The following is an 18,562-nucleotide window of genomic DNA, read 5'->3' as shown; positions in this document are numbered from 1 at the left end:
TCGATTCAGGGGCTTTTTCATGCCGATGGTTTTAGTCGCGCAGATCCGACTCGTGGATCGGCTGCTCGCGATGGGTCGCTCGTTGGTACTGCGCCGGCCAGACCGCCTTGCGTCCGCCCAGATCGTCATCCGCATGCAGCGCCCAGTACGGATCGCGCAACAATTCACGCGCCAGGAAAATGATGTCCGCCTGACAGGTGCGCAGAATGTGCTCGGCCTGGGCCGGCTCGGTAATCATGCCGACGGTGCCGGTGGCGATGCCTGACTCTTTGCGCACACGCTCGGCGAATCGGGTCTGATAGCCGGGGCCTGTGGGGATTTCGGCGTTCACCGCTGTGCCACCCGAAGAAACATCGATCAAATCCACACCCAGGTTCTTGAGGCGCCGTGCCAGCTCCACGGTTTCATCCGGGTTCCAACCGTCCTCCACCCAATCGGTCGCCGAGACGCGGACAAACACTGGCAACTCTTCCGGCCACGCCGCACGCACCGCTTCGGTGACCTGGAGCACTAGCCGGATGCGGTTTTCGAACGAACCGCCGTACTGATCGCGGCGTTGATTACTCAAGGGTGAAAGAAATTGATGCAACAGGTAACCGTGGGCGGCATGGACTTCGACCACCTTGAATCCTGCAGTCAGCGCGCGCTTGGCCGCTTCGACAAAGGCCTGGATGACGGTGGCGATCTCGCCTTCATCCAGCTGCTTGGGCTGGGTGTGCTGGGGATCGAAAGCAATCGGTGAAGGGCCGACCGGAACCCAGCCACCCTCGTCGGGTTTGACGCTGCCGTGCTTGCCCAGCCACGGTCTGTAAGTACTGGCCTTGCGACCGGCATGGGCCAGTTGAATACCGGCTACGGCGCCTTGCGCCGCGATGAAGCGAGTGATGCGTTGCAAAGGCTCGATCTGTTCATCGTTCCACAGGCCAAGGTCCTGCGCGGTGATGCGCCCGTCGGCAGTGATCGCCGTGGCTTCGGTAAACACCAGCCCGGCCCCGCCGATCGCGCGGCTGCCGAGGTGGACCAGATGCCAGTCATTGGCCAGGCCGTCAACACTTGAGTATTGGCACATTGGTGAGACCGCGACACGGTTGGGAAGGGTCAATTGGCGAAGGGTATAGGGTTCAAGCAGCAGACTCATGGGGCACCTCTCGAATCAGTGGGCAGGCTCCAGGGTTCTGTTTGAAAAGTCGACGAGTGACAGGAAAAAGCTACAGCACCCGCCCCCGCGGGCAAAAAATGGACAAAACGTCACAAGGATAATCAAGCAGTGCTTAGAGCCTAGTCGACATCGGGGGATGTCGCCCCCTTGTAGGAGCGAGCTCGCTCGCGATGGACGACAGGACACCGCGGTGTATCAGGTTCCCAGCGCCATCGTTCACGTCCATCGCGAGCGAGCTCGCTCCTACAGGTGTGGGGTCAACGCGGTTCGATGTGGGCAATCATCAGTTGAACCGTCTCGTTCCCACGAAACTCGTTGAGGTCGAGCTTATAGGCCAGTTCTACCCATTTGATCGTTGGATTGGGCCAGATGTCGCGGTCGATCCCGAAGGCAATGCCATCGAGTTTGACCGAGCCGCACTCGCTCTTCAGCACGACTTTAAGATGCCGTTCACCGACAACGCGCTGCTCGACCAACTGGAACACACCGTGAAACAACGGTTCAGGAAAATGCTGGCCCCAAGGACCCGCATGGCGCAGGGCGCGGGCCAGTTCCAGGTGAAACTCTTCCACCGCCAGCGTGCCGTCCGACAGCAAGCGCCCGGTCAGGTCTTCTTCGCGCAGTTGCCGACGCACTTCAGCATCAAAGGCTTCGACGAACAGCGGAAAATTCGCTTCCGGTAGTGTCAGGCCGGCCGCCATCGCATGACCACCGTATTTGGTGATCAGGTTCGGATGCTGCGCCGCCACCACGCTCAGGGCATCACGAATGTGAAAGCCCTGGACCGAACGTCCCGAGCCTTTGAGCAAGCCATCGCCAGCATCGGCGAAGGCAATGGTCGGTCGGAAGTAACGCTCTTTCATGCGCGACGCGAGGATGCCGATGACGCCCTGATGCCACTCGGGATCGAACAGACACAAACCGAACGGCATCGATTCCACCGGCAAATCCTTGAGCTGCGCCAGCGCCTCACGCTGCATGCCTTGCTCGATGGATTTGCGGTCTTGGTTCATGCCATCCAGTTGAGCCGCCATTTCGCGTGCCAGCCCGGCGTCGTCGGTCAGCAGGCATTCGATGCCCAGGCTCATGTCATCCAGTCGCCCCGCCGCGTTCAGGCGCGGGCCGACGATGAAGCCCAGGTCGGTCGAAGTGATGCGCGTGTGGTCACGCTTGGCCACTTCGAGGATCGCCTTGATCCCCGGCCGGGCACGTCCAGCACGAATGCGCTCCAGGCCCTGATGCACCAGAATCCGGTTGTTGGCATCCAGTGGAACCACGTCGGCGACGCTGCCCAAAGCCACCAGATCAAGCAATTCGCCGATGTTCGGCTGCGGCGTGTTCGCGTACCAGCCGAGCTCGCGCAATCGCGCACGCAAGGCCATCAGCACATAGAAAATCACCCCGACACCCGCCAGCGCCTTGCTCGGGAACTCGCAGCCGGGCTGATTCGGATTGACGATGGCATCGGCCAGAGGCAGTTCGTCACCGGGCAAGTGGTGATCGGTGACCAGTACACTGAGCCCGGCCTGCTTCGCCGCCGCTACACCCTCGACACTGGAGATGCCGTTGTCCACGGTGATCAGCAACTGAGGCTGACGTTCCAGCGCCACGGCAACGATCTCCGGTGTCAGGCCGTAGCCGTAATCGAAGCGATTCGGGACCAGGTAATCGACATGCGCCGCACCCAGCAAGCGCAAACCCAAGGTCCCCACGGTACTGGCCGTGGCGCCGTCGGCGTCGAAGTCGCCAACGATCAGGATCCGCTGACGCTGCTCGAGCGCAATCACCAGCAAATCCACCGCCGCCTCGATGCCCTTGAGCTTCTGGAACGGAATCAGTCGCGCCAGGCTCTTGTCCAGTTCGGCTTCAGACTGCACGCCCCGCGCGGCATACAGGCGGGTCAGCAGCGGCGGAATATCACCGAGAAATGGCAGGGTGTCGGGCAGCAGGCGGGGTTCGATGCGCATGGGGTGACAGGGGCTTCTCTTGATTAGGTAGGGTAAAACCGGATGAGCGGCGAGGGATCAGCCGCGCTCACCCGACAACCATTGCAACTGGACTTCATGCTGACCACGGTCGTCGGTGACGAAAATCGTCCCTTCGCTGATCATCACATCCCACTTGATCACGCGAGGCATGTCTTTGGCCAGGGTCTCCAGGACTTCCTGAGGGACTGCCGCAATATGAACGTTTTTCAGATTCTTGATCGCCGGGATTACCTTGCCTTCCCAGACGCGCAAACTGCCGTAGGCCAGCAGGCTGGTGCGCTCAGTGCGGCGCGAGCACCAGGTCAGGCGATCGGCATCGGGTTGGCCGACTTCGATCCAGTGCAGGACACGGTCATCCAGGCTTTTTTCCCACAGGGCCGGTTCATCCACTTCTGACAGACCACGGCCAAAAGACAGCTGTTCGTTGTACCAGAGGGCGTAGGCCAGCAGGCGCACGGTCATGCGTTCTTCGGTTTCCGAAGGATGTCGGGCGATGGTCTGCTTGACGCTCTCGTAGACGCTGCGGTCGAGGTCGGTGAGGTTCAATTCAAACTTGTAGGTCGTGGACGGCTGGGCCATGAACGGGCTTCTTGATACGGGGAAAGGCGGCAAGTCTAACCGATGCGGCAAGCATTCCACGAATAGATGGCGATCAACCTTGGGCGCCTGACAGTCGGCTATGTTAAAACGCTGTACTCGCTCAACCTTTGTCCTACAGGAACCAGCATGCCGCTCACCGCCAAACCGCTCTCAGGTCTGAAAGTCATCGAATTGGGGACACTGATCGCCGGTCCCTTTGCGTCGCGGATTTGCGCTGAATTCGGCGCCGATGTGATCAAGATCGAATCCCCGGATGGCGGCGATCCGCTGCGAAAATGGCGCAAGCTGTATGAAGGCACTTCGTTGTGGTGGTTCGTTCAGGCACGCAACAAAAAGTCCCTGACCCTGAACTTGAAGCATCCGGAAGGCTTGGCGATTCTGAAAAAGCTGCTGGGCGAAGCGGACATCCTGATCGAGAATTTTCGCCCTGGTGTACTGGAAAAACTCGGTCTGGGCTGGGAGGTCCTGCACGCGTTGAACCCGAAACTGGTCATGGTGCGGCTCTCGGGATTCGGCCAGACCGGCCCGATGAAAGACCAGCCAGGCTTTGGCGCCGTCGGTGAATCCATGGGCGGCCTGCGCTATATCACCGGTTTCGAGGACCGACCACCGGTGCGCACCGGTATTTCCATCGGGGACTCGATAGCCGCACTGTGGGGCGTGATCGGGGCGCTGATGGCCTTGCGTCATCGAGAAGTCAACGGTGGCCAAGGCCAGGTGGTCGATGTGGCGCTGTATGAAGCGATCTTCGCCATGATGGAAAGCATGGTCCCGGAGTTCGACGTATTCGGCTTCATCCGCGAGCGCACTGGCAATATCATGCCCGGCATCACTCCGTCTTCGATTCACACCAGCGCTGACGGCAAGCACGTGCAGATCGGCGCGAACGGCGACGCGATCTTCAAACGCTTCATGCTGATCATTGGCCGCGAAGACCTGGCCAACGATCCTCTACTTGCCAGCAACGACGGCCGTGATACCCGCCGCGATGAGCTTTACGGGGTCATCGATCGCTGGGTCAACTCGCTGCCCTTGGACACTGTCATCGAACGTTTGAATCAAGCCGAAGTACCGGCCAGCCGGATCTTCAGTGCCGAAGACATGTTCAGCGATCCGCAGTACCTCGCCCGGGAAATGTTCCTGCAAGCCAAGCTGCCGGATGGCAAAGATTTCAAGATGCCGGGAATTGTGCCGAAACTCTCTGAGACACCCGGTGATTGTGAATGGGTAGGGCCTCAACTGGGCGAGCACAACGCGCAGGTACTCCAGGAACTTGGCTATGACGCGTCGCAGATCACACAACTGCGCAAAGACGGAGCCATCTGAGCTGAAGCGTCTGTTTGCGAGAGTCATCAAGCACTGCCGGTGGCGAAACGGACCGGCGATGTGCGCCATGGCAGGCGCGCTCCTGATCGCCGCCCTGCCTCCCTCGACGCTGGCGCAACCCAGGGAAACCCTGGTTTGGCTCAAGCGCGATTTGCCGCCGCTGTTCATTTTCGAAGGACCAAAAAAAGATCAGGGCGTCATCGATCAGCTGTTAACGCAATTGATTACCAGCATGCCTCAATACCAACACAGCGTGATGATGGTCAATCGCGCACGCGGCCTGCAAATGCTCCATGAGTCAACGTTCACGTGCGATGCGGCGCTGAACTGGAGCAAGGAGCGCGAAACCTGGATCGCGTTCTCCAGCCCGGTCTTTCGTGCCATGAGCAATGGTCTGGCCGTGCGGCGTGCTGATCGCGACGTATTGACCCCGTTCATCAAGGACGGCGAGGTGGACCTGTCGGCGCTGTTGGCGACCGGCAGCGTCACTCTGGGAATTGTTGCCGAGCGCAACTACGGCGAATACCTCGACGCACTCTTGAAACAAGCGCCGCCCCAGTCGCTTGCACTCCATTACGGCAACGACGCTTTGGGCAGCCTGCTGCAAATGCAACGCCTGGGACGCTTGCAACTGCTGTTGGGCTATCGTCCGGAGATTCGCTACCAGGCGCAGCAGGAGGGGATCGCAGAGGATGAATTGCAGTTCTACCCGATTCGCGGCACAGGTAAGTACCTGTCAGGCTACATCGGCTGTACCGACACGCCACAGGGCCGACAGGCGATTATCGAGATCAATCGACTGCTACGCGCCCTGTCCCGTGAGCCATTGAGCGAGGCGTACGCGGCCTGGCTCGATCCGGAAAGCCGCAGCGATTATCTGAAGGCTGCCAGGGCATTTTTTGAGGAACAGGACAGGCACTGATTAATCGCGGGCAAAAAGAAACCCCGAGCAGTGGGGAGACTACCCGGGGTTAAACGTGGCCTACATAAAGACCCGTAGTAGCAAGCTACAAGCACCGGAGCACAATGCTTGATCCTGCTATTACCCGATCTGACAGACCTGCGCGCAGGAAGGTTCCCAGCGAAATCCCTTCAATTGCGGCTGGCCATCAACTTGTCCTGAGCAGCATTGCGCAACGCTGCGATGACACAGGGCTCCAGGCGTCCCTCCGCAATCAGCACGTCGCGATGCAATCCATCGACCACGTCCGTCAGCAAGCGCTTGTCGTTCAACTGGGCCTGATTGAACACACGCTTGACGACCGTGGCGCCCATCGAATTCTTCAGGGTTACCAAACATTCGCCATGAATGCCTGAAGGGGTCATTGTGACTTGATACGGGCTCAGCGCCTCACCGAGCAATAGACTGATACTTTCCATCCCGATCTCCACTCAATAGTCCGAAACAACGTGCCTTGGGCGTGTCTGCAATAAATGACCACGGGCCCGAGAAGAAAGTTCTGGAGATTGACCGCAGGGCGCACCCGCGAATCAAGTCAAGTGAGCATGCACGGCGAACATGACAGAGAAAAAACGCCGCCGTCACGCCTGTCGGCTTCGTCGATCGATTTCGGCCCAACCGCCCAGCAACCCACGCAACTGCCCGTCTGCGCCATAAAACGGCACCGTCCACTGGTAGACATCCCTGATACCGTCCTTGAACCTTAATTGCCGCTCAATAAAACGAGTCCGGCGTGTTTCCAGCTGGCTCATGAATTCGGCATGCAGAAGCTCAGCGGTGCGTTTCGGCAAGACGTCGACCTCGATCAACTGTCGACCTTGAACCTGATCAAACCGGGTCGACAACACCTCCTCATAGCTTTTATTGCACATAACCAATCGCCCTTGCAGGTCACGGACAAACATTGGATCAGGCATGGCGTCCAGCAATGCGTGCTGGAAGGCGAGTTGATCACTGAGGCTCTTTTCGGCCTCGAACCGCTGCCTGACCAGCACCGTCAAACGCCGGTTCCACAGCAGCGACAACAGGCCGAATACGCTGGCGATAACGATTCCTTCGCACATCCAATGGCGCAGCTTCTGCCACAGACCGGGCACCTCAGATGGCGTGACGCCACTGAACCACTTCAGGCGAATGGCACGCAATTCTTCGGGAGGAAAAGCATTCAGGGCCTTGTTCAGGATGCTTAACAATTGCGGCTGCCCCTTGCGCACCGACAGGTAATCCGCGTCCCATATGCCCGGTACCACGGCACCGACCTGCAACAATCCGGAGGGATAGAGCTGCGCTCCAACTTCATTTTCGATGGTGGCGTAGGCGTCACCGCTTTCAACCCAGGCACGTGCCTCGGCGTTGGTTTTCACCGTACGCAACTCAATGGCCGGGTAGTCGCGACGGATCGCCGCTTCCAGTGCATGCCGGGCCGGCAGCACCAGCACCCGTTTCGCCAGTTCTTCCAGCGATTGCACCTGCGGCGCCCCGACTCGTCCGACAAATACCCAACCGGCACCACCAAACGCATGACTGAAATCCAGTAACGTCTTGCGCTCGTCGTTCATCGACAGCATTGAACTCAAATCCGCCCTGCCACCTTCCAGCTTCACCAGCATCTGATCGGTAGAAAACGACTCCTCGAAAACGAACTGCAACCCCGTCATCACGCTGATGCGCTTGAGTACATCAGAGTGCAAGCCGCTCCATTGACCCTGCTTGTCCTTGAACAGATACAACGGATAATCCAGTGCCGTGACGACGACGCGCGGGTGAGTCGCGATCCACTGCAACTCCTGCGCATCCAGCGTGACCGTCGCATCGCTCTCCTGCATGTCCATCGGCGCCGCAATACCCCATTGGCCGATGCTCATGACTGCGAGCAGAAATAGCCAATACGCGGCCGGTTTAACCTCTTTTGAAAACAGCATTGCCACATCCTTCGTGATTGACTCGCCCCTCCTTTCTGGGCGACAACACGACAAGTGTGCATGCAGAAATGAAAAAGCCCGTCAGGAGACGGGCTTCAAAATGTGACAGCTTTGACCGTTACAACGGCTTGCCACGGTTGCCATGCTGACTGACAAAGGCCTGTACGGCTTTCAGGTCATTCGGCAATACGGTGCAACGCTCATCTCGCTCAAACAAATCAGAAAGATGTGCAGGCAGTTCAAGCGATTTTCCTACACCGGCCTTTTCCACGGCATCCGGGAATTTGACCGGATGGGCAGTGCCCAGGATCACCATTGGAATGTCCAGGCTGCGACGGCATTCACGTGCGGCTTTGACACCAATCGCGGTGTGCGGATCGAGTACTTCACCGGTCTGCTCGTAGACTTCGGCGATGGTTTCGCACGTTTGCGCGTCATCCACAGCCAACGAGTCGAACAATTTGCGGGCTTCGGTCCAGCGCTCTTGCTCGACGCTGAAACCACCGCCCTGCTTGAACGAATCCATCAGCCCGGCGATTGCCGCGCCATTGCGACCGTGCAGGTCGAACAGCAGGCGTTCGAAGTTCGACGACACCATGATGTCCATCGACGGCGACAGAGTGGCGTGCAGGGTTTCCTTGACGTACTGGTTGCCGCTCATGAAGCGGTGCAGGATATCGTTGCGGTTGGTTGCGACGATCAACTGGTTGATCGGCAGGCCCATGTTGCGGGCCAGGTAACCGGCGAAGATGTCGCCAAAGTTGCCGGTCGGCACCGAGAACGCCACCGAACGCGCCGGACCGCCCAGTTGCAGGGCTGCATGGAAGTAGTAAACGATCTGGGCCATGATCCGCGCCCAGTTGATCGAATTCACAGCGACCAGGCGAGTGCCCTTGAGGAAGCCCTGGTCGGCGAAGCTCGCCTTGACCATTTCCTGGCAATCATCGAAGTTGCCTTCGATGGCGATGTTGTGGATGTTCTCACCGAAAATGGTGGTCATCTGCCGACGCTGCACTTCAGACACCCGGTTGTGCGGGTGCAGGATGAAGATGTCGACGTTTTCGCAGTGCTTGCAGCCTTCGATGGCGGCAGAGCCGGTGTCACCGGAGGTGGCGCCGACGATCACCACACGCTCGCCGCGCTTTTCCAGCACGTAGTCGAGCAGGCGACCGAGCAGTTGCAGGGCGAAGTCCTTGAACGCCAGGGTCGGGCCGTGGAACAGCTCCAGCACCCACTCGTTGCCGTTCAGTTGACGCAGCGGCGCAACGGCGCTGTGGGCGAACACACCGTAGGTTTCTTCAAGAATCTTTTTGAAATCGGCGTCCGGAATGCTGCCGGTCACGAACGGGCGCATGACTCGGAAAGCCAGCTCGTGGTACGGCAGGCCGGCCCAGGAAGCGATTTCTTCCTGGGTGAAACGTGGCAGGTTTTCCGGGACGTACAGACCGCCGTCGGTGGCAAGACCTGCCAGCAGGACGTCTTCGAAATTAAGGGCCGGTGCCTGGCCGCGAGTGCTGATGTAACGCATGACTGACTCCATTGGGACAGTGTTCGCAATGCCGAGCGCCTGCAACGACGCCCGGTAACGACTACGACTTAGTTCAGGTGCTCGACACGAATCCGTACAACCGGACCGACCACACCCGCCAGGGCTTCCAGAGCAGCGATGGCATCGTTGATGTGCTGTTCCAGCACGCGGTGGGTCAGCAGGATCATTGGCACCAGGCCGTCGTGTTCCTCGGCTTCCTTCTGCATGATCGACTCAATGTTGATGCCGCGCTCCGAGAGGATGCTCGCGACCTGTGCCAACACACCCGGATGATCCTTGGCCTGAATGCGCAGGTAGTAGGCACTTTCGCAGGCTTCGATCGGCAGGATCGGGTGAGCCGACAGCGAATCCGGCTGGAATGCCAGGTGCGGCACGCGGTTTTCCGGGTCCGACGTCATGGCGCGAACCACGTCCACCAGGTCGGCGATCACCGACGAAGCGGTCGGCTCCATGCCGGCGCCGGCGCCGTAGAACAGGGTCGAACCGGCAGCATCGCCGTTGACCATCACCGCGTTCATCACGCCGTTGACGTTGGCGATCAGGCGATCGGCCGGGATCAGCGTCGGGTGCACGCGCAACTCGATACCGGCTGCAGTGCTGCGCGCCACGCCCAGGTGCTTGATGCGGTAGCCCAGCGCTTCGGCGTAGTTCACGTCAGCGGTGGTCAGCCTGGTGATGCCTTCGGTGTAGGCCTTGTCGAATTGCAGCGGAATGCCGAACGCGATGGATGCCAGGATCGTCAGCTTGTGAGCGGCGTCGATACCCTCAACGTCGAAGGTCGGATCAGCCTCGGCATAACCCAGTGCCTGGGCTTCGGCCAATACGTCTTCGAAGGTGCGACCCTTCTCGCGCATTTCCGTGAGGATGAAGTTGCCGGTGCCGTTGATGATGCCGGCCACCCAGTTGATGCGGTTGGCGGACAGGCCTTCACGGATCGCCTTGATCACCGGGATGCCACCGGCCACGGCCGCTTCGAACGCGACAATCACGCCCTTCTCGCGAGCCTTGGCGAAAATTTCGTTACCGTGAACGGCAATCAGAGCCTTGTTCGCGGTGACCACATGCTTGCCATTCTCGATGGCCTTGAGTACCAGCTCGCGGGCAACGGTGTAGCCGCCCATCAGCTCTATCACGATGTCGATCTCAGGGTTCGTGGCCACTTCGAAGACATCGTTGGTAATCGCAATACCGGTCGTTTGGAACTGAGGCTTTGGCGTGCGCATGGCAATTTGTGCCACTTCGATCCCACGCCCGGCACGACGAGCAATTTCCTCGGCGTTGCGCTGAAGTACGTTGAAGGTACCGCCACCGACGGTTCCTAACCCACAGATGCCTACTTTGACCGGTTTCACTGTGAACTCCCCATAAAACGACCGACTCAAGGCCGGCCGTGAAAACAACCGCGTGCTCGCGGCTCTCTATTAATGGCCCGGCGATGTCGCTGCCGGACCATGATCGTCAAGGCTGGCCCTGACAATGCGAATCTATTTCGCGCCCAGCGCCAGTTTGGCGACTTGTGGCGCAGGCTGGTAGCCCGGAATGACCTGACCGTCGGCCAAAACGATGGCCGGTGTGCCGTTCACGCCGATCGACTGACCCAGAGCGAACTGCTTGGAAACCGGGTTATCGCATTTGGCGGCCTTGATTTCCTTGCCATCGACCATTTTGTCCATGGCCGCTTTCTTGTCTTTGGAGCACCACACTGCTTGCAGTTGCTCGTCACCCGGCGAACCCAGGCCCTGGCGCGGGAACGCGACGTAGCGCACTTCAATGCCGCGCTTGTTCAACTCAGGCACTTCCGCATGCAGCTTGTGGCAGTACGGGCAAGTGGTGTCAGTGAATACGGTGATGTGCGACTTGGTTTCGCCAATGGCCGGGTACACCACGGTTTCGGCGACCGGAATATCGTTGACCAGTTTGGAGATGCCCAGGCGTTCGGTTTTTTCGGTCAGGTTGACTGGCTTACCGCCCTTGAGATCGAACAGGTAGCCCTGAACCACGTATTGGCCGTCGGCGCTGGCGTAGAGAACGCGGCTGCCCTTGAGTTTGACTTCGTACAGGCCCGGCAGCGGGCTGGCGGTGATGGTTTCTACCGGCACTTCGAGCTGGAGGTTTTCCAGACTCTTACGAATGGCTTTGTCGGCCGCGTCGTCGGCGACGGCAAAGGTGCTGACCAACGCAATGGCTGCGGCGGCGATAATCTGGGTCAGACGCATGAGAACTCCTGAAGGCGAACATATGGGACGACTAGAACACCCGTGCCGAAACACCGGGTCATAACCGCCCATCGTGCAAACCGGCAAAGCCTATCACATAAGGTCCGTGTGGCCGAATGCGCCTGTCGCCAGACAACACGAGCTCGACGCATGACGCATAGATGGATGATGTTCCCCTGTAGAGTACGTCGTCAGCCGCGGGGATGGTGTTTGGCGTGCAGGTCTTGCAACCGCGCCCTGGCAACGTGGGTATAAATCTGTGTCGTCGACAAATCGCTGTGTCCCAACAGCATCTGCACCACCCGCAAATCAGCGCCGTGATTGAGCAGATGCGTGGCGAAGGCATGGCGCAGCGTGTGCGGCGACAACGACTTGCCGATCCCCGCCACCTTGGCCTGATGCTTGATCCGGTGCCAGAAGGTCTGGCGGGTCATCTGCTCGCCACGCAAGCTGGGAAACAACACATCGCTGGGGCGTCCGCCGAGTAGCTCACAACGTGCATCACGCATGTAGCGTTCGACCCAGACAATCGCTTCCTCGCCCATCGGCACCAGGCGTTCCTTGCTGCCCTTGCCCATCACCCGCAAAACCCCTTGGCGCAGATTGACCTGCTCCAGTGTCAGGCTGATCAGCTCCGTCACACGCAGGCCACAGGCATACAACACTTCGAGCATGGCGCGATCACGCTGACCGATGGCTTCGCTCAGATCCGGCGCTTTGAGCAGTGCTTCCACATCGGCTTCCGACAGGGATTTTGGCAATGGACGACCGAGTTGCGGCATATCCACACGCAAGGTGGGATCGACCGAGATCAGTTTTTCCCTCAACAGATAGCGATAAAAGCCACGCACACCGGAGAGAAATCGTGCCGTGGACCGAGGCTTGTAGTTTTGCTCCAGCCGCCAGGCAAGGTGATCGAGAATCAGCTCGCGCCCGGCATTGATCAACTCCAGGCCTTTTTCCTGCAACCAGCCGTTGAACAGGGCCAGGTCACTGCGATAGGCATCGCGGGTGTTATCGGAAAGGCCTTTTTCCAGCCACAGGGCATCGAGGAATTGGTCTATCAGCGGATGATCGATGGCAGGCATGGGCACTCAAGTCGCGTAGCCTCAAAGCTGCGCACAAAATTAAAAATGGACAGGGAATTGGCCGCTAGTCTTTCATAGGCCGCCATCTCAAGGAACAGGGAGCAGCAATGAGCGAGCAGCAAATATTGTTGGCGTTTGGCGGTATCGGTGCGGCGGCACTGGGCTGCCAGTGGTTAGCCTGGCGCCTGAAGCTGCCGGCGATTCTTTTTTTGCTGTTGACCGGCATTCTGGCCGGGCCGGTGCTGCACTTGCTCGACCCGCAGGAAATGTTTGGCCCATTGCTGATGCCATTGGTGTCGCTGGCGGTAGCGTTGATTCTGTTTGAAGGCAGCCTGACGCTGCATCTGTCGGAATGGCGTGAAATCGGCAGTGTCGTTCATCGACTGGTGACACTGGGCGCGCTCTCAACCTGGATTGTAATTGCCGTCGCCACACACTGGTTGCTGGGTTTCGACTGGATGCTGTCGATTCTTTTTGGCAGCCTGACCCTGGTCACCGGGCCGACCGTGATCGTACCCATGTTGCGCGTCGTACGGCCCAAGGCGTCGATTGCCAACATCCTTCGCTGGGAAGGTATCGTCATTGATCCTATCGGCGCGCTGCTCGCCGTGGTCGTCTACAGCTTCATCATTGCCAACACCGAAGGTAACGGCCTTAAAGAGAGCTTGCTGACTTTCGGCGGCGTGATTCTGTGTGGCAGTCTTTTCGGGATATTTGGTGGGTGGTTGCTCGGTACTTTGATGCGCCGCCAGTGGCTGCCGGAATACCTTCATAACCTGGCAGCGCTCGCCGCCGTTCTGGGGATTTTTATCGCCTCCAACGAAGTCACGCACGAATCCGGCTTGCTCGCCGTCACGCTGATGGGCATGTGGCTGGCCAACATGAAAGGCGTGGACGTGCGGCATATCCTGCATTTCAAGGAGAACCTCAGCGTCCTGCTGATTTCGGGGCTGTTCATTCTACTGGCGGCACGACTGGATCTGAACGCGATGATCGGTCTCGGGCCTCTGGTGCTGATTCTGCTGCTGATCATCCAGTTCATCGCGCGCCCTTTGAACGTGCTGCTCAGTACGGCCGGGTCGAGCCTGAGCTGGCGCGAACGCGCACTGTTGGCGTGGATTGCTCCGAGGGGGATTGTTGCGGCGGCCGTGTCGGCAATCTTCGCCATTCGCTTGCACGAGGCAGGACATCAAGGTGCGTTGCTGCTGGTGCCGCTGACGTTCGCGGTGATTATCGGCACCGTTGTTTTGCAAAGTGCGACAGCCCGGCCGCTGGCGCGCTTGCTGAACGTCGCGGAACCGGCACCGAGCGGTTTTTTGATCATTGGGGCCAACGGACCTGCGCGCACGCTGGGCAAAGCACTGCAACAATTGGGCAGCCGAGTGTTATTGACAGACTCAAGCTGGGAGAACATTCGCGCCGCGCGAATGGAGGGCTTGCCCACCTACTTCGGCAACCCGGCCTCGCAACACGCCGATGCCCATCTGGATCTGGTCGGACTGGGACATCTTCTGGCCCTCTCACCGTCCGGTGAAATGAACACGCTGGCGCTGATGCGCTTTCGTCATGAACTGGGCCATCAGCGGATGTTCGGTCTGGCCAGCGGCCAGGAAAACCGTCGCACAGACAAACATCGCACCAGCCTGGAACATCGGGGCAATCAACTGGGCAGTGAAGCACTGACCTACGCCAAGCTTGCGAGTCAGTTGAGTCAGGGTTCCGAACTGTACAGCACGACGTTGACGGATGGCTTTGGCTGGAACGACTACCGCGCACTGCATGGTGATCGGGCGACCTTGCTGTTCGTGCGCGATGACAGTGGCTGGGTGCATGTGGTGACACCCGACAGTACGCTCAAGCTTGCGGCTGGGTGGACGCTGCTGGCGCTGATCCAGCCGGAGACGGCGTAAATCCAAAAGATCGCAGCCTTCGGCAGCTCCCACGGGAGATCTGAATTCAATCTGTAGGAGCTGCCGCAGGCTGCGATCTTTTCAACCAGGCACCAAATCGCAGGCAACAAAAAAGCAGCCCGTAGGCTGCTTTTTTCTGCATCGGAAGCTGGACTTAAGCCAGTTTTTCCTTGATGCGAGCTGCTTTACCAGACAGGTCACGCAGGTAGTACAGCTTGGCTTTACGTACGTCACCGCGACGTTTAACGGCCATGCTGTCGATTTGCGGGCTGTAGGTCTGGAAAGTACGTTCTACGCCAACACCGTTGGAGATTTTACGAACGGTGAATGCACTGTTTACGCCGCGGTTACGCTTGGCGATAACAACACCTTCGAACGCTTGCAGACGCGAACGGTCGCCTTCCTTCACTTTCACCTGAACGACAATGGTGTCGCCCGGGGCAAAGGTAGGGATCTCTTTGGTCATCTGCTCTGCTTCGAGTGCAAGGATGATTTTGTTAGTCATGCTGTGCTCCTAAGGTAAATCGTCGGATCTACCATCGATACGTTGTTAACTATCGTCCCGCTCGAGGATGTATTCCTCGAGCAGCTTCTTCTCTTCTCCAGAAAGCGAGCGGCTTTCCAGAAGATCGGCGCGTCGTTCATAGGTCCGACCAAGGGACTGCTGTAAACGCCAACGCCGGATGTGCGCGTGATTGCCACTTAGCAATACGTCGGGAACACGCTGATCCGCATACACCTCCGGTCGGGTGTAGTGCGGGCAATCCAGCAAACCATCCGTAAAGGAATCTTCCTCTGCGGAGTCCGCATGCCCTAAAGCTCCAGGCAGCAGTCGTGTAACCGCATCGATCAGGACCATCGCCGGCAGCTCGCCGCCAGACAGTACATAGTCGCCAATCGACCACTCTTCATCGACATGAGCATCAATAAAACGCTCGTCAATGCCTTCATAGCGGCCGGCAATCAGGATCAGTGCATCCAGATTCGCCAACTCGCGTACCGCCGACTGATTCAGTTGACGGCCTTGGGGGGACAGGTAAATCACCTTCGCCGCCTCCCCGGCTGCTGCCTTGGCCTGAACCAGAGCATCTTCCAGGGGTTTGATCTTCATCACCATGCCCGGACCACCGCCAAACGGGCGATCGTCCACAGTGTGATGTCGATCCGTCGTGTAGTCTCGCGGATTCCAACAGGTCAGCTGCAAGAGCCCCTGTTTCACCGCACGACTGGTGATGCCGTACTCGCTGATGGCGGAGAACATCTCGGGAAACAAACTGATCACTTCTACGCGCAAGTTAGCCACGCTTAGAAGTCCGCATCCCAATCCACCTTCATCTCACCTGCTGCCAGGTCGATGGCCAACACGCATTGCTCGGTATAGGGCAACAGGCGTTCGCGATCATCCAGGCTGCCAGCGCATGGCTTGACCACCATTACATCATTCGAGCCGGTCTCCAGCAGGTGATCGATCTTCCCGAACAATTGTCCGAGGGTGTCGATGACCTTGAGACCTTCCAGCTGGTACCAGTAGTACTCGCCGTCGGTGAGTTCAGGGAACAGGTTGCGCGGCACACAGATCTCATAACCGGCCAGAAGACGAGCTTCTTCGCGATCATCGAGACCCTTGAGCTTTGCGACCAGGAACTTGTCGTTCCCGCGTCCGCTGACCAGCTCTACCTGCTTTACATTGCCGTCACGCTTGAGCGTCCAGGTTTTGTATTCCAGCAGGTTCTTAATCGGATCAGTAAAGGAGTACACCTTCACTTCGCCGCGAACGCCGTGAACCGAGTAAATCTTGCCGATAACGATCAAATCATCAGCAACAGCTGGCGTCGCGTTCATATTGCTCAGGCCGCAGCCTTAGCAGATTCCTTCAACAACTGAGCAACGCGCTCAGAAGGTTGTGCACCAACGCTCAGCCAGTAGGCTACGCGCTCTTGGTTCACGGACAAACGGACTTCTTGACCACGAGCAACAGGGTTGAAGAAACCAACCTGTTCCTTGTGCGAACCGTCGCGCGGGTTGCGGCTGTCGGTTACGGTCAAGTGGTAAAACGGGCGCTTTTTGGAGCCGCCAAGGGCAAGACGGATTGTTAGCATGTGAACATCGTTCCTGTAGTCGGTGCTGCAAATCTAAAGGCACAGCGGGCATAGGTGCCCGAAAGGCCGCATATTCTAAGGAATATCCGGACTTTTGCAAATGTCTTTTTCTGGCGGCCTATCGGTCGCCATGCAGATTTGCTATAGAGCCGTCGTTGAAAACGGCCGATCAGCTCCCGCCAAGTGCGGGTTTGCTGTGTATCCCACGTCCGTGTGGGGCAGCGCCGACCCGATGGCCGGCGCGGATTCTTTACATCTTCGGCATGCCGCCGCCGGGCAACATACCGCCCATGCCGCGCATCATCTTGGCCATTCCGCCTTTGGCGGAGAATTTCTTCATCATCTTCTGCATCTGCTTGTGCTGCTTGATCAAGCGACCGATGTCCTGCACCTGAGTGCCGGAACCCATGGCAATCCGACGTTTGCGCGAACCGCTGATCATCTCAGGGTCGCGGCGCTCGGCCGGGGTCATGGAGTTGATGATGGCTTCCATCTGCTTGAATTGCTTCTCTGCCGCACCTTGAGCGTTGCCCATTTGCGCCAGGTTCACGCCGCCCATGTTCGGCAGCTTGTCCATGAGGCCGCCGAGGCCGCCCATGTTCTTCATTTGTTGCAGCTGATCGCGGAAGTCTTCAAGGTCGAAGCCTTTGCCTTTCTTCAGTTTCTTGGCCAGTTTATCGGCCTTGTCCTTGTCGAGAGTCGCTTCTGCCTGCTCGATCAGGCTGAGCACGTCGCCCATGCCGAGAATACGCGAGGCAATACGCTCAGGGTGGAACGGGTCGAGCGCTTCGCTCTTCTCGCCCATACCGATGAACTTGATCGGCTTGCCGGTGATTGCACGGACCGACAGCGCAGCACCGCCACGGGCGTCGCCGTCGACCTTGGTCAGGATCACACCGGTCAACGGCAGCGCGTCGCCGAAAGCCTTGGCCGTGTTGGCGGCATCCTGGCCGGTCATGGCGTCGACCACGAACAGGGTTTCGACCGGATTGATCGCGGCATGCAGCGCCTTGATCTCGCCCATCATCTCTTCATCGATGTGCAGACGACCGGCGGTATCGACGATGACCACGTCGATGAATTTGAGTTTTGCTTCCTTGATAGCCGCTTGCGCGATCTCGACCGGCTTCTGGCTCAGGTCGGACGGGAAGAAGGTAACGCCAACCTCACCGGCAAGCATTTCCAGCTGCTTGATCGCCGCAGGACGGTAAACGTCGGCGGACACGACCATGACGGTCTTCTTCTTGCGCTCTTTAAGGAAGCGCGCAAGTTTACCGGCGGTGGTGGTTTTACCCGCACCCTGCAAGCCGGCCATCAGGATGACCGCTGGCGGCACTGCGCTCAGGTTCAGGTCTTCGTTGGCCGCGCCCATCAGGCTTTCGAGTTCGGCCTGGACGATCTTCACAAAGGCCTGGCCCGGCGTCAGGCTGCGCGACACCTCGGTGCCGACAGCGCGTTCTTTCACCGAATTGACGAAGTCCTTCACCACCGGCAGGGCGACGTCGGCTTCGAGCAACGCCATGCGCACTTCACGCAGGGTGTCTTTGATGTTGTCTTCGGTCAGCTTGGCCTTGCCGGTGACATGGCGCAGCGTCTGCGAGAGACGGTCGGTTAAGTTTTCAAACATTGCGCGATCCTTTCAGGCCCTGTGTAGACCGGGATAATGGCGGCCCGGACCGGACTAAACGTGTGCTCGGCGAGCCTGCGGCGTGGGCAGGTCGCGGATTATAGCGAAGACTGCGGC

General features: G+C 58.8%; 17 protein-coding genes. 3 read left to right on the top strand and 14 right to left on the bottom strand.

Translation table 11 applies throughout. The features are described from left to right. Positions 1 to 31 precede the first annotated feature (31 nt). From AD668_RS04470 to AD668_RS04460, 3 genes are all read right to left on the bottom strand, one after another. On the bottom strand, positions 32 to 1,138 hold the full coding sequence (locus tag AD668_RS04470; protein WP_053155121.1) for an NADH:flavin oxidoreductase/NADH oxidase: 1,107 nt from the start codon (positions 1,136 to 1,138) through the stop codon (positions 32 to 34). Positions 1,139 to 1,416: 278 nt separating this feature from the next. Next, positions 1,417 to 3,126, bottom strand: a complete 1,710-nt coding sequence (gene recJ, locus AD668_RS04465; RefSeq protein WP_053155119.1) for a single-stranded-DNA-specific exonuclease RecJ — start codon at positions 3,124 to 3,126, stop codon at positions 1,417 to 1,419. Positions 3,127 to 3,183: 57 nt separating this feature from the next. After that, positions 3,184 to 3,726, bottom strand: coding sequence for a YaeQ family protein (locus tag AD668_RS04460; RefSeq protein WP_053155117.1), 543 nt, complete (start codon positions 3,724 to 3,726; stop codon positions 3,184 to 3,186). A 147-nt stretch (positions 3,727 to 3,873) separates the two neighbouring features. Between AD668_RS04460 and AD668_RS04455 the strand changes: the two genes are divergently transcribed. Both AD668_RS04455 and AD668_RS04450 read left to right on the top strand, forming a co-directional pair. Next, positions 3,874 to 5,073, top strand: a complete 1,200-nt coding sequence (locus AD668_RS04455; RefSeq protein WP_053155115.1) for a CaiB/BaiF CoA-transferase family protein — start codon at positions 3,874 to 3,876, stop codon at positions 5,071 to 5,073. Next, the gene (locus AD668_RS04450) at positions 5,027 to 5,995 is read left to right on the top strand and encodes a TIGR02285 family protein (protein WP_053155112.1); all 969 of its coding nucleotides are present in this window, start codon (positions 5,027 to 5,029) and stop codon (positions 5,993 to 5,995) included. Before AD668_RS04455 ends, AD668_RS04450 begins: the two co-directional genes overlap by 47 nt. A gap of 170 nt (positions 5,996 to 6,165) precedes the next feature. Here the strand turns inward: AD668_RS04450 and AD668_RS04445 are convergent, their stop codons facing one another. The 6 genes from AD668_RS04445 to xerD all read right to left on the bottom strand — a co-directional run bounded on the left by AD668_RS04445 (position 6,166) and on the right by xerD (position 12,809). Then, positions 6,166 to 6,453 carry a DUF3509 domain-containing protein gene (locus AD668_RS04445; RefSeq protein ID WP_053155110.1) on the bottom strand — a complete coding sequence of 96 codons (288 nt, stop codon included), beginning with the start codon at positions 6,451 to 6,453 and terminating at the stop codon, positions 6,166 to 6,168. A 162-nt stretch (positions 6,454 to 6,615) separates the two neighbouring features. Next, on the bottom strand, positions 6,616 to 7,956 hold the full coding sequence (locus AD668_RS04440; protein ID WP_053155108.1) for a transporter substrate-binding domain-containing protein: 1,341 nt from the start codon (positions 7,954 to 7,956) through the stop codon (positions 6,616 to 6,618). A 118-nt stretch (positions 7,957 to 8,074) separates the two neighbouring features. Continuing rightward, the gene (gene thrC / locus AD668_RS04435) at positions 8,075 to 9,484 is read right to left on the bottom strand and encodes a threonine synthase (RefSeq protein WP_053155106.1); all 1,410 of its coding nucleotides are present in this window, start codon (positions 9,482 to 9,484) and stop codon (positions 8,075 to 8,077) included. A gap of 68 nt (positions 9,485 to 9,552) precedes the next feature. Then, entirely contained in the window at positions 9,553 to 10,857 is a 1,305-nt protein-coding gene (locus AD668_RS04430) for a homoserine dehydrogenase (protein ID WP_053155104.1), read from the bottom strand. Between the two features lie 132 nt (positions 10,858 to 10,989). Continuing rightward, positions 10,990 to 11,721 carry a bifunctional protein-disulfide isomerase/oxidoreductase DsbC gene (gene dsbC, locus AD668_RS04425; protein ID WP_053155102.1) on the bottom strand — a complete coding sequence of 244 codons (732 nt, stop codon included), beginning with the start codon at positions 11,719 to 11,721 and terminating at the stop codon, positions 10,990 to 10,992. 191 nt (positions 11,722 to 11,912) lie between these two features. Further along, positions 11,913 to 12,809 (bottom strand): site-specific tyrosine recombinase XerD, encoded by an 897-nt coding sequence (gene xerD, locus AD668_RS04420; protein ID WP_053155100.1) that lies wholly within the window; start codon positions 12,807 to 12,809, stop codon positions 11,913 to 11,915. 107 nt (positions 12,810 to 12,916) lie between these two features. Between xerD and AD668_RS04415 the strand changes: the two genes are divergently transcribed. After that, on the top strand, positions 12,917 to 14,719 hold the full coding sequence (locus AD668_RS04415; protein WP_053155098.1) for a sodium:proton antiporter: 1,803 nt from the start codon (positions 12,917 to 12,919) through the stop codon (positions 14,717 to 14,719). A 154-nt stretch (positions 14,720 to 14,873) separates the two neighbouring features. Here AD668_RS04415 and rplS read toward each other — a convergent pair whose 3' ends face one another. The 5 genes from rplS to ffh form a co-directional block, all read right to left on the bottom strand. Beyond that, positions 14,874 to 15,224 carry a 50S ribosomal protein L19 gene (gene rplS, locus AD668_RS04410; RefSeq protein ID WP_003175895.1) on the bottom strand — a complete coding sequence of 117 codons (351 nt, stop codon included), beginning with the start codon at positions 15,222 to 15,224 and terminating at the stop codon, positions 14,874 to 14,876. A gap of 45 nt (positions 15,225 to 15,269) precedes the next feature. Then, on the bottom strand, positions 15,270 to 16,022 hold the full coding sequence (trmD, locus tag AD668_RS04405) for a tRNA (guanosine(37)-N1)-methyltransferase TrmD (protein WP_053155096.1): 753 nt from the start codon (positions 16,020 to 16,022) through the stop codon (positions 15,270 to 15,272). Positions 16,023 to 16,024: 2 nt separating this feature from the next. After that, entirely contained in the window at positions 16,025 to 16,561 is a 537-nt protein-coding gene (gene rimM, locus AD668_RS04400; RefSeq protein ID WP_053155094.1) for a ribosome maturation factor RimM, read from the bottom strand. 5 nt (positions 16,562 to 16,566) lie between these two features. Continuing rightward, positions 16,567 to 16,818: a 30S ribosomal protein S16 gene (gene rpsP / locus AD668_RS04395; protein ID WP_003198088.1), complete on the bottom strand. Its 252-nt coding sequence runs from the start codon at positions 16,816 to 16,818 to the stop codon at positions 16,567 to 16,569. Positions 16,819 to 17,068: 250 nt separating this feature from the next. Continuing rightward, positions 17,069 to 18,445 carry a signal recognition particle protein gene (ffh, locus tag AD668_RS04390; RefSeq protein WP_053155091.1) on the bottom strand — a complete coding sequence of 459 codons (1,377 nt, stop codon included), beginning with the start codon at positions 18,443 to 18,445 and terminating at the stop codon, positions 17,069 to 17,071. Positions 18,446 to 18,562: the final 117 nt, after the last annotated feature.

It is taken from the genome of Pseudomonas sp. P1.8, assembly GCF_001269805.1.
Taxonomy (GTDB): Bacteria; Pseudomonadota; Gammaproteobacteria; order Pseudomonadales; family Pseudomonadaceae; genus Aquipseudomonas.
Note: the sequence above shows the minus strand (reverse complement) of the source record. Positions and strands in the feature narration are given on the sequence as shown.

What these genes read in the sequence shown, in the direction of transcription:
- AD668_RS04470 (WP_053155121.1), bottom strand. Translation starts at nt 1,138, where the DNA reads ATGAGTCTGCTGCTTGAACCCTATACCCTTCGCCAATTGACCCTTCCC.
- recJ (WP_053155119.1), bottom strand. Translation starts at nt 3,126, where the DNA reads ATGCGCATCGAACCCCGCCTGCTGCCCGACACCCTGCCATTTCTCGGT.
- AD668_RS04460 (WP_053155117.1), bottom strand. Translation starts at nt 3,726, where the DNA reads ATGGCCCAGCCGTCCACGACCTACAAGTTTGAATTGAACCTCACCGAC.
- AD668_RS04455 (WP_053155115.1), top strand. Translation starts at nt 3,874, where the DNA reads ATGCCGCTCACCGCCAAACCGCTCTCAGGTCTGAAAGTCATCGAATTG.
- AD668_RS04450 (WP_053155112.1), top strand. Translation starts at nt 5,027, where the DNA reads ATGACGCGTCGCAGATCACACAACTGCGCAAAGACGGAGCCATCTGAG.
- AD668_RS04445 (WP_053155110.1), bottom strand. Translation starts at nt 6,453, where the DNA reads ATGGAAAGTATCAGTCTATTGCTCGGTGAGGCGCTGAGCCCGTATCAA.
- AD668_RS04440 (WP_053155108.1), bottom strand. Translation starts at nt 7,956, where the DNA reads ATGCTGTTTTCAAAAGAGGTTAAACCGGCCGCGTATTGGCTATTTCTG.
- thrC (WP_053155106.1), bottom strand. Translation starts at nt 9,484, where the DNA reads ATGCGTTACATCAGCACTCGCGGCCAGGCACCGGCCCTTAATTTCGAA.
- dsbC (WP_053155102.1), bottom strand. Translation starts at nt 11,721, where the DNA reads ATGCGTCTGACCCAGATTATCGCCGCCGCAGCCATTGCGTTGGTCAGC.
- xerD (WP_053155100.1), bottom strand. Translation starts at nt 12,809, where the DNA reads ATGCCTGCCATCGATCATCCGCTGATAGACCAATTCCTCGATGCCCTG.
- AD668_RS04415 (WP_053155098.1), top strand. Translation starts at nt 12,917, where the DNA reads ATGAGCGAGCAGCAAATATTGTTGGCGTTTGGCGGTATCGGTGCGGCG.
- rplS (WP_003175895.1), bottom strand. Translation starts at nt 15,224, where the DNA reads ATGACTAACAAAATCATCCTTGCACTCGAAGCAGAGCAGATGACCAAA.
- rimM (WP_053155094.1), bottom strand. Translation starts at nt 16,561, where the DNA reads ATGAACGCGACGCCAGCTGTTGCTGATGATTTGATCGTTATCGGCAAG.
- rpsP (WP_003198088.1), bottom strand. Translation starts at nt 16,818, where the DNA reads ATGCTAACAATCCGTCTTGCCCTTGGCGGCTCCAAAAAGCGCCCGTTT.
- ffh (WP_053155091.1), bottom strand. Translation starts at nt 18,445, where the DNA reads ATGTTTGAAAACTTAACCGACCGTCTCTCGCAGACGCTGCGCCATGTC.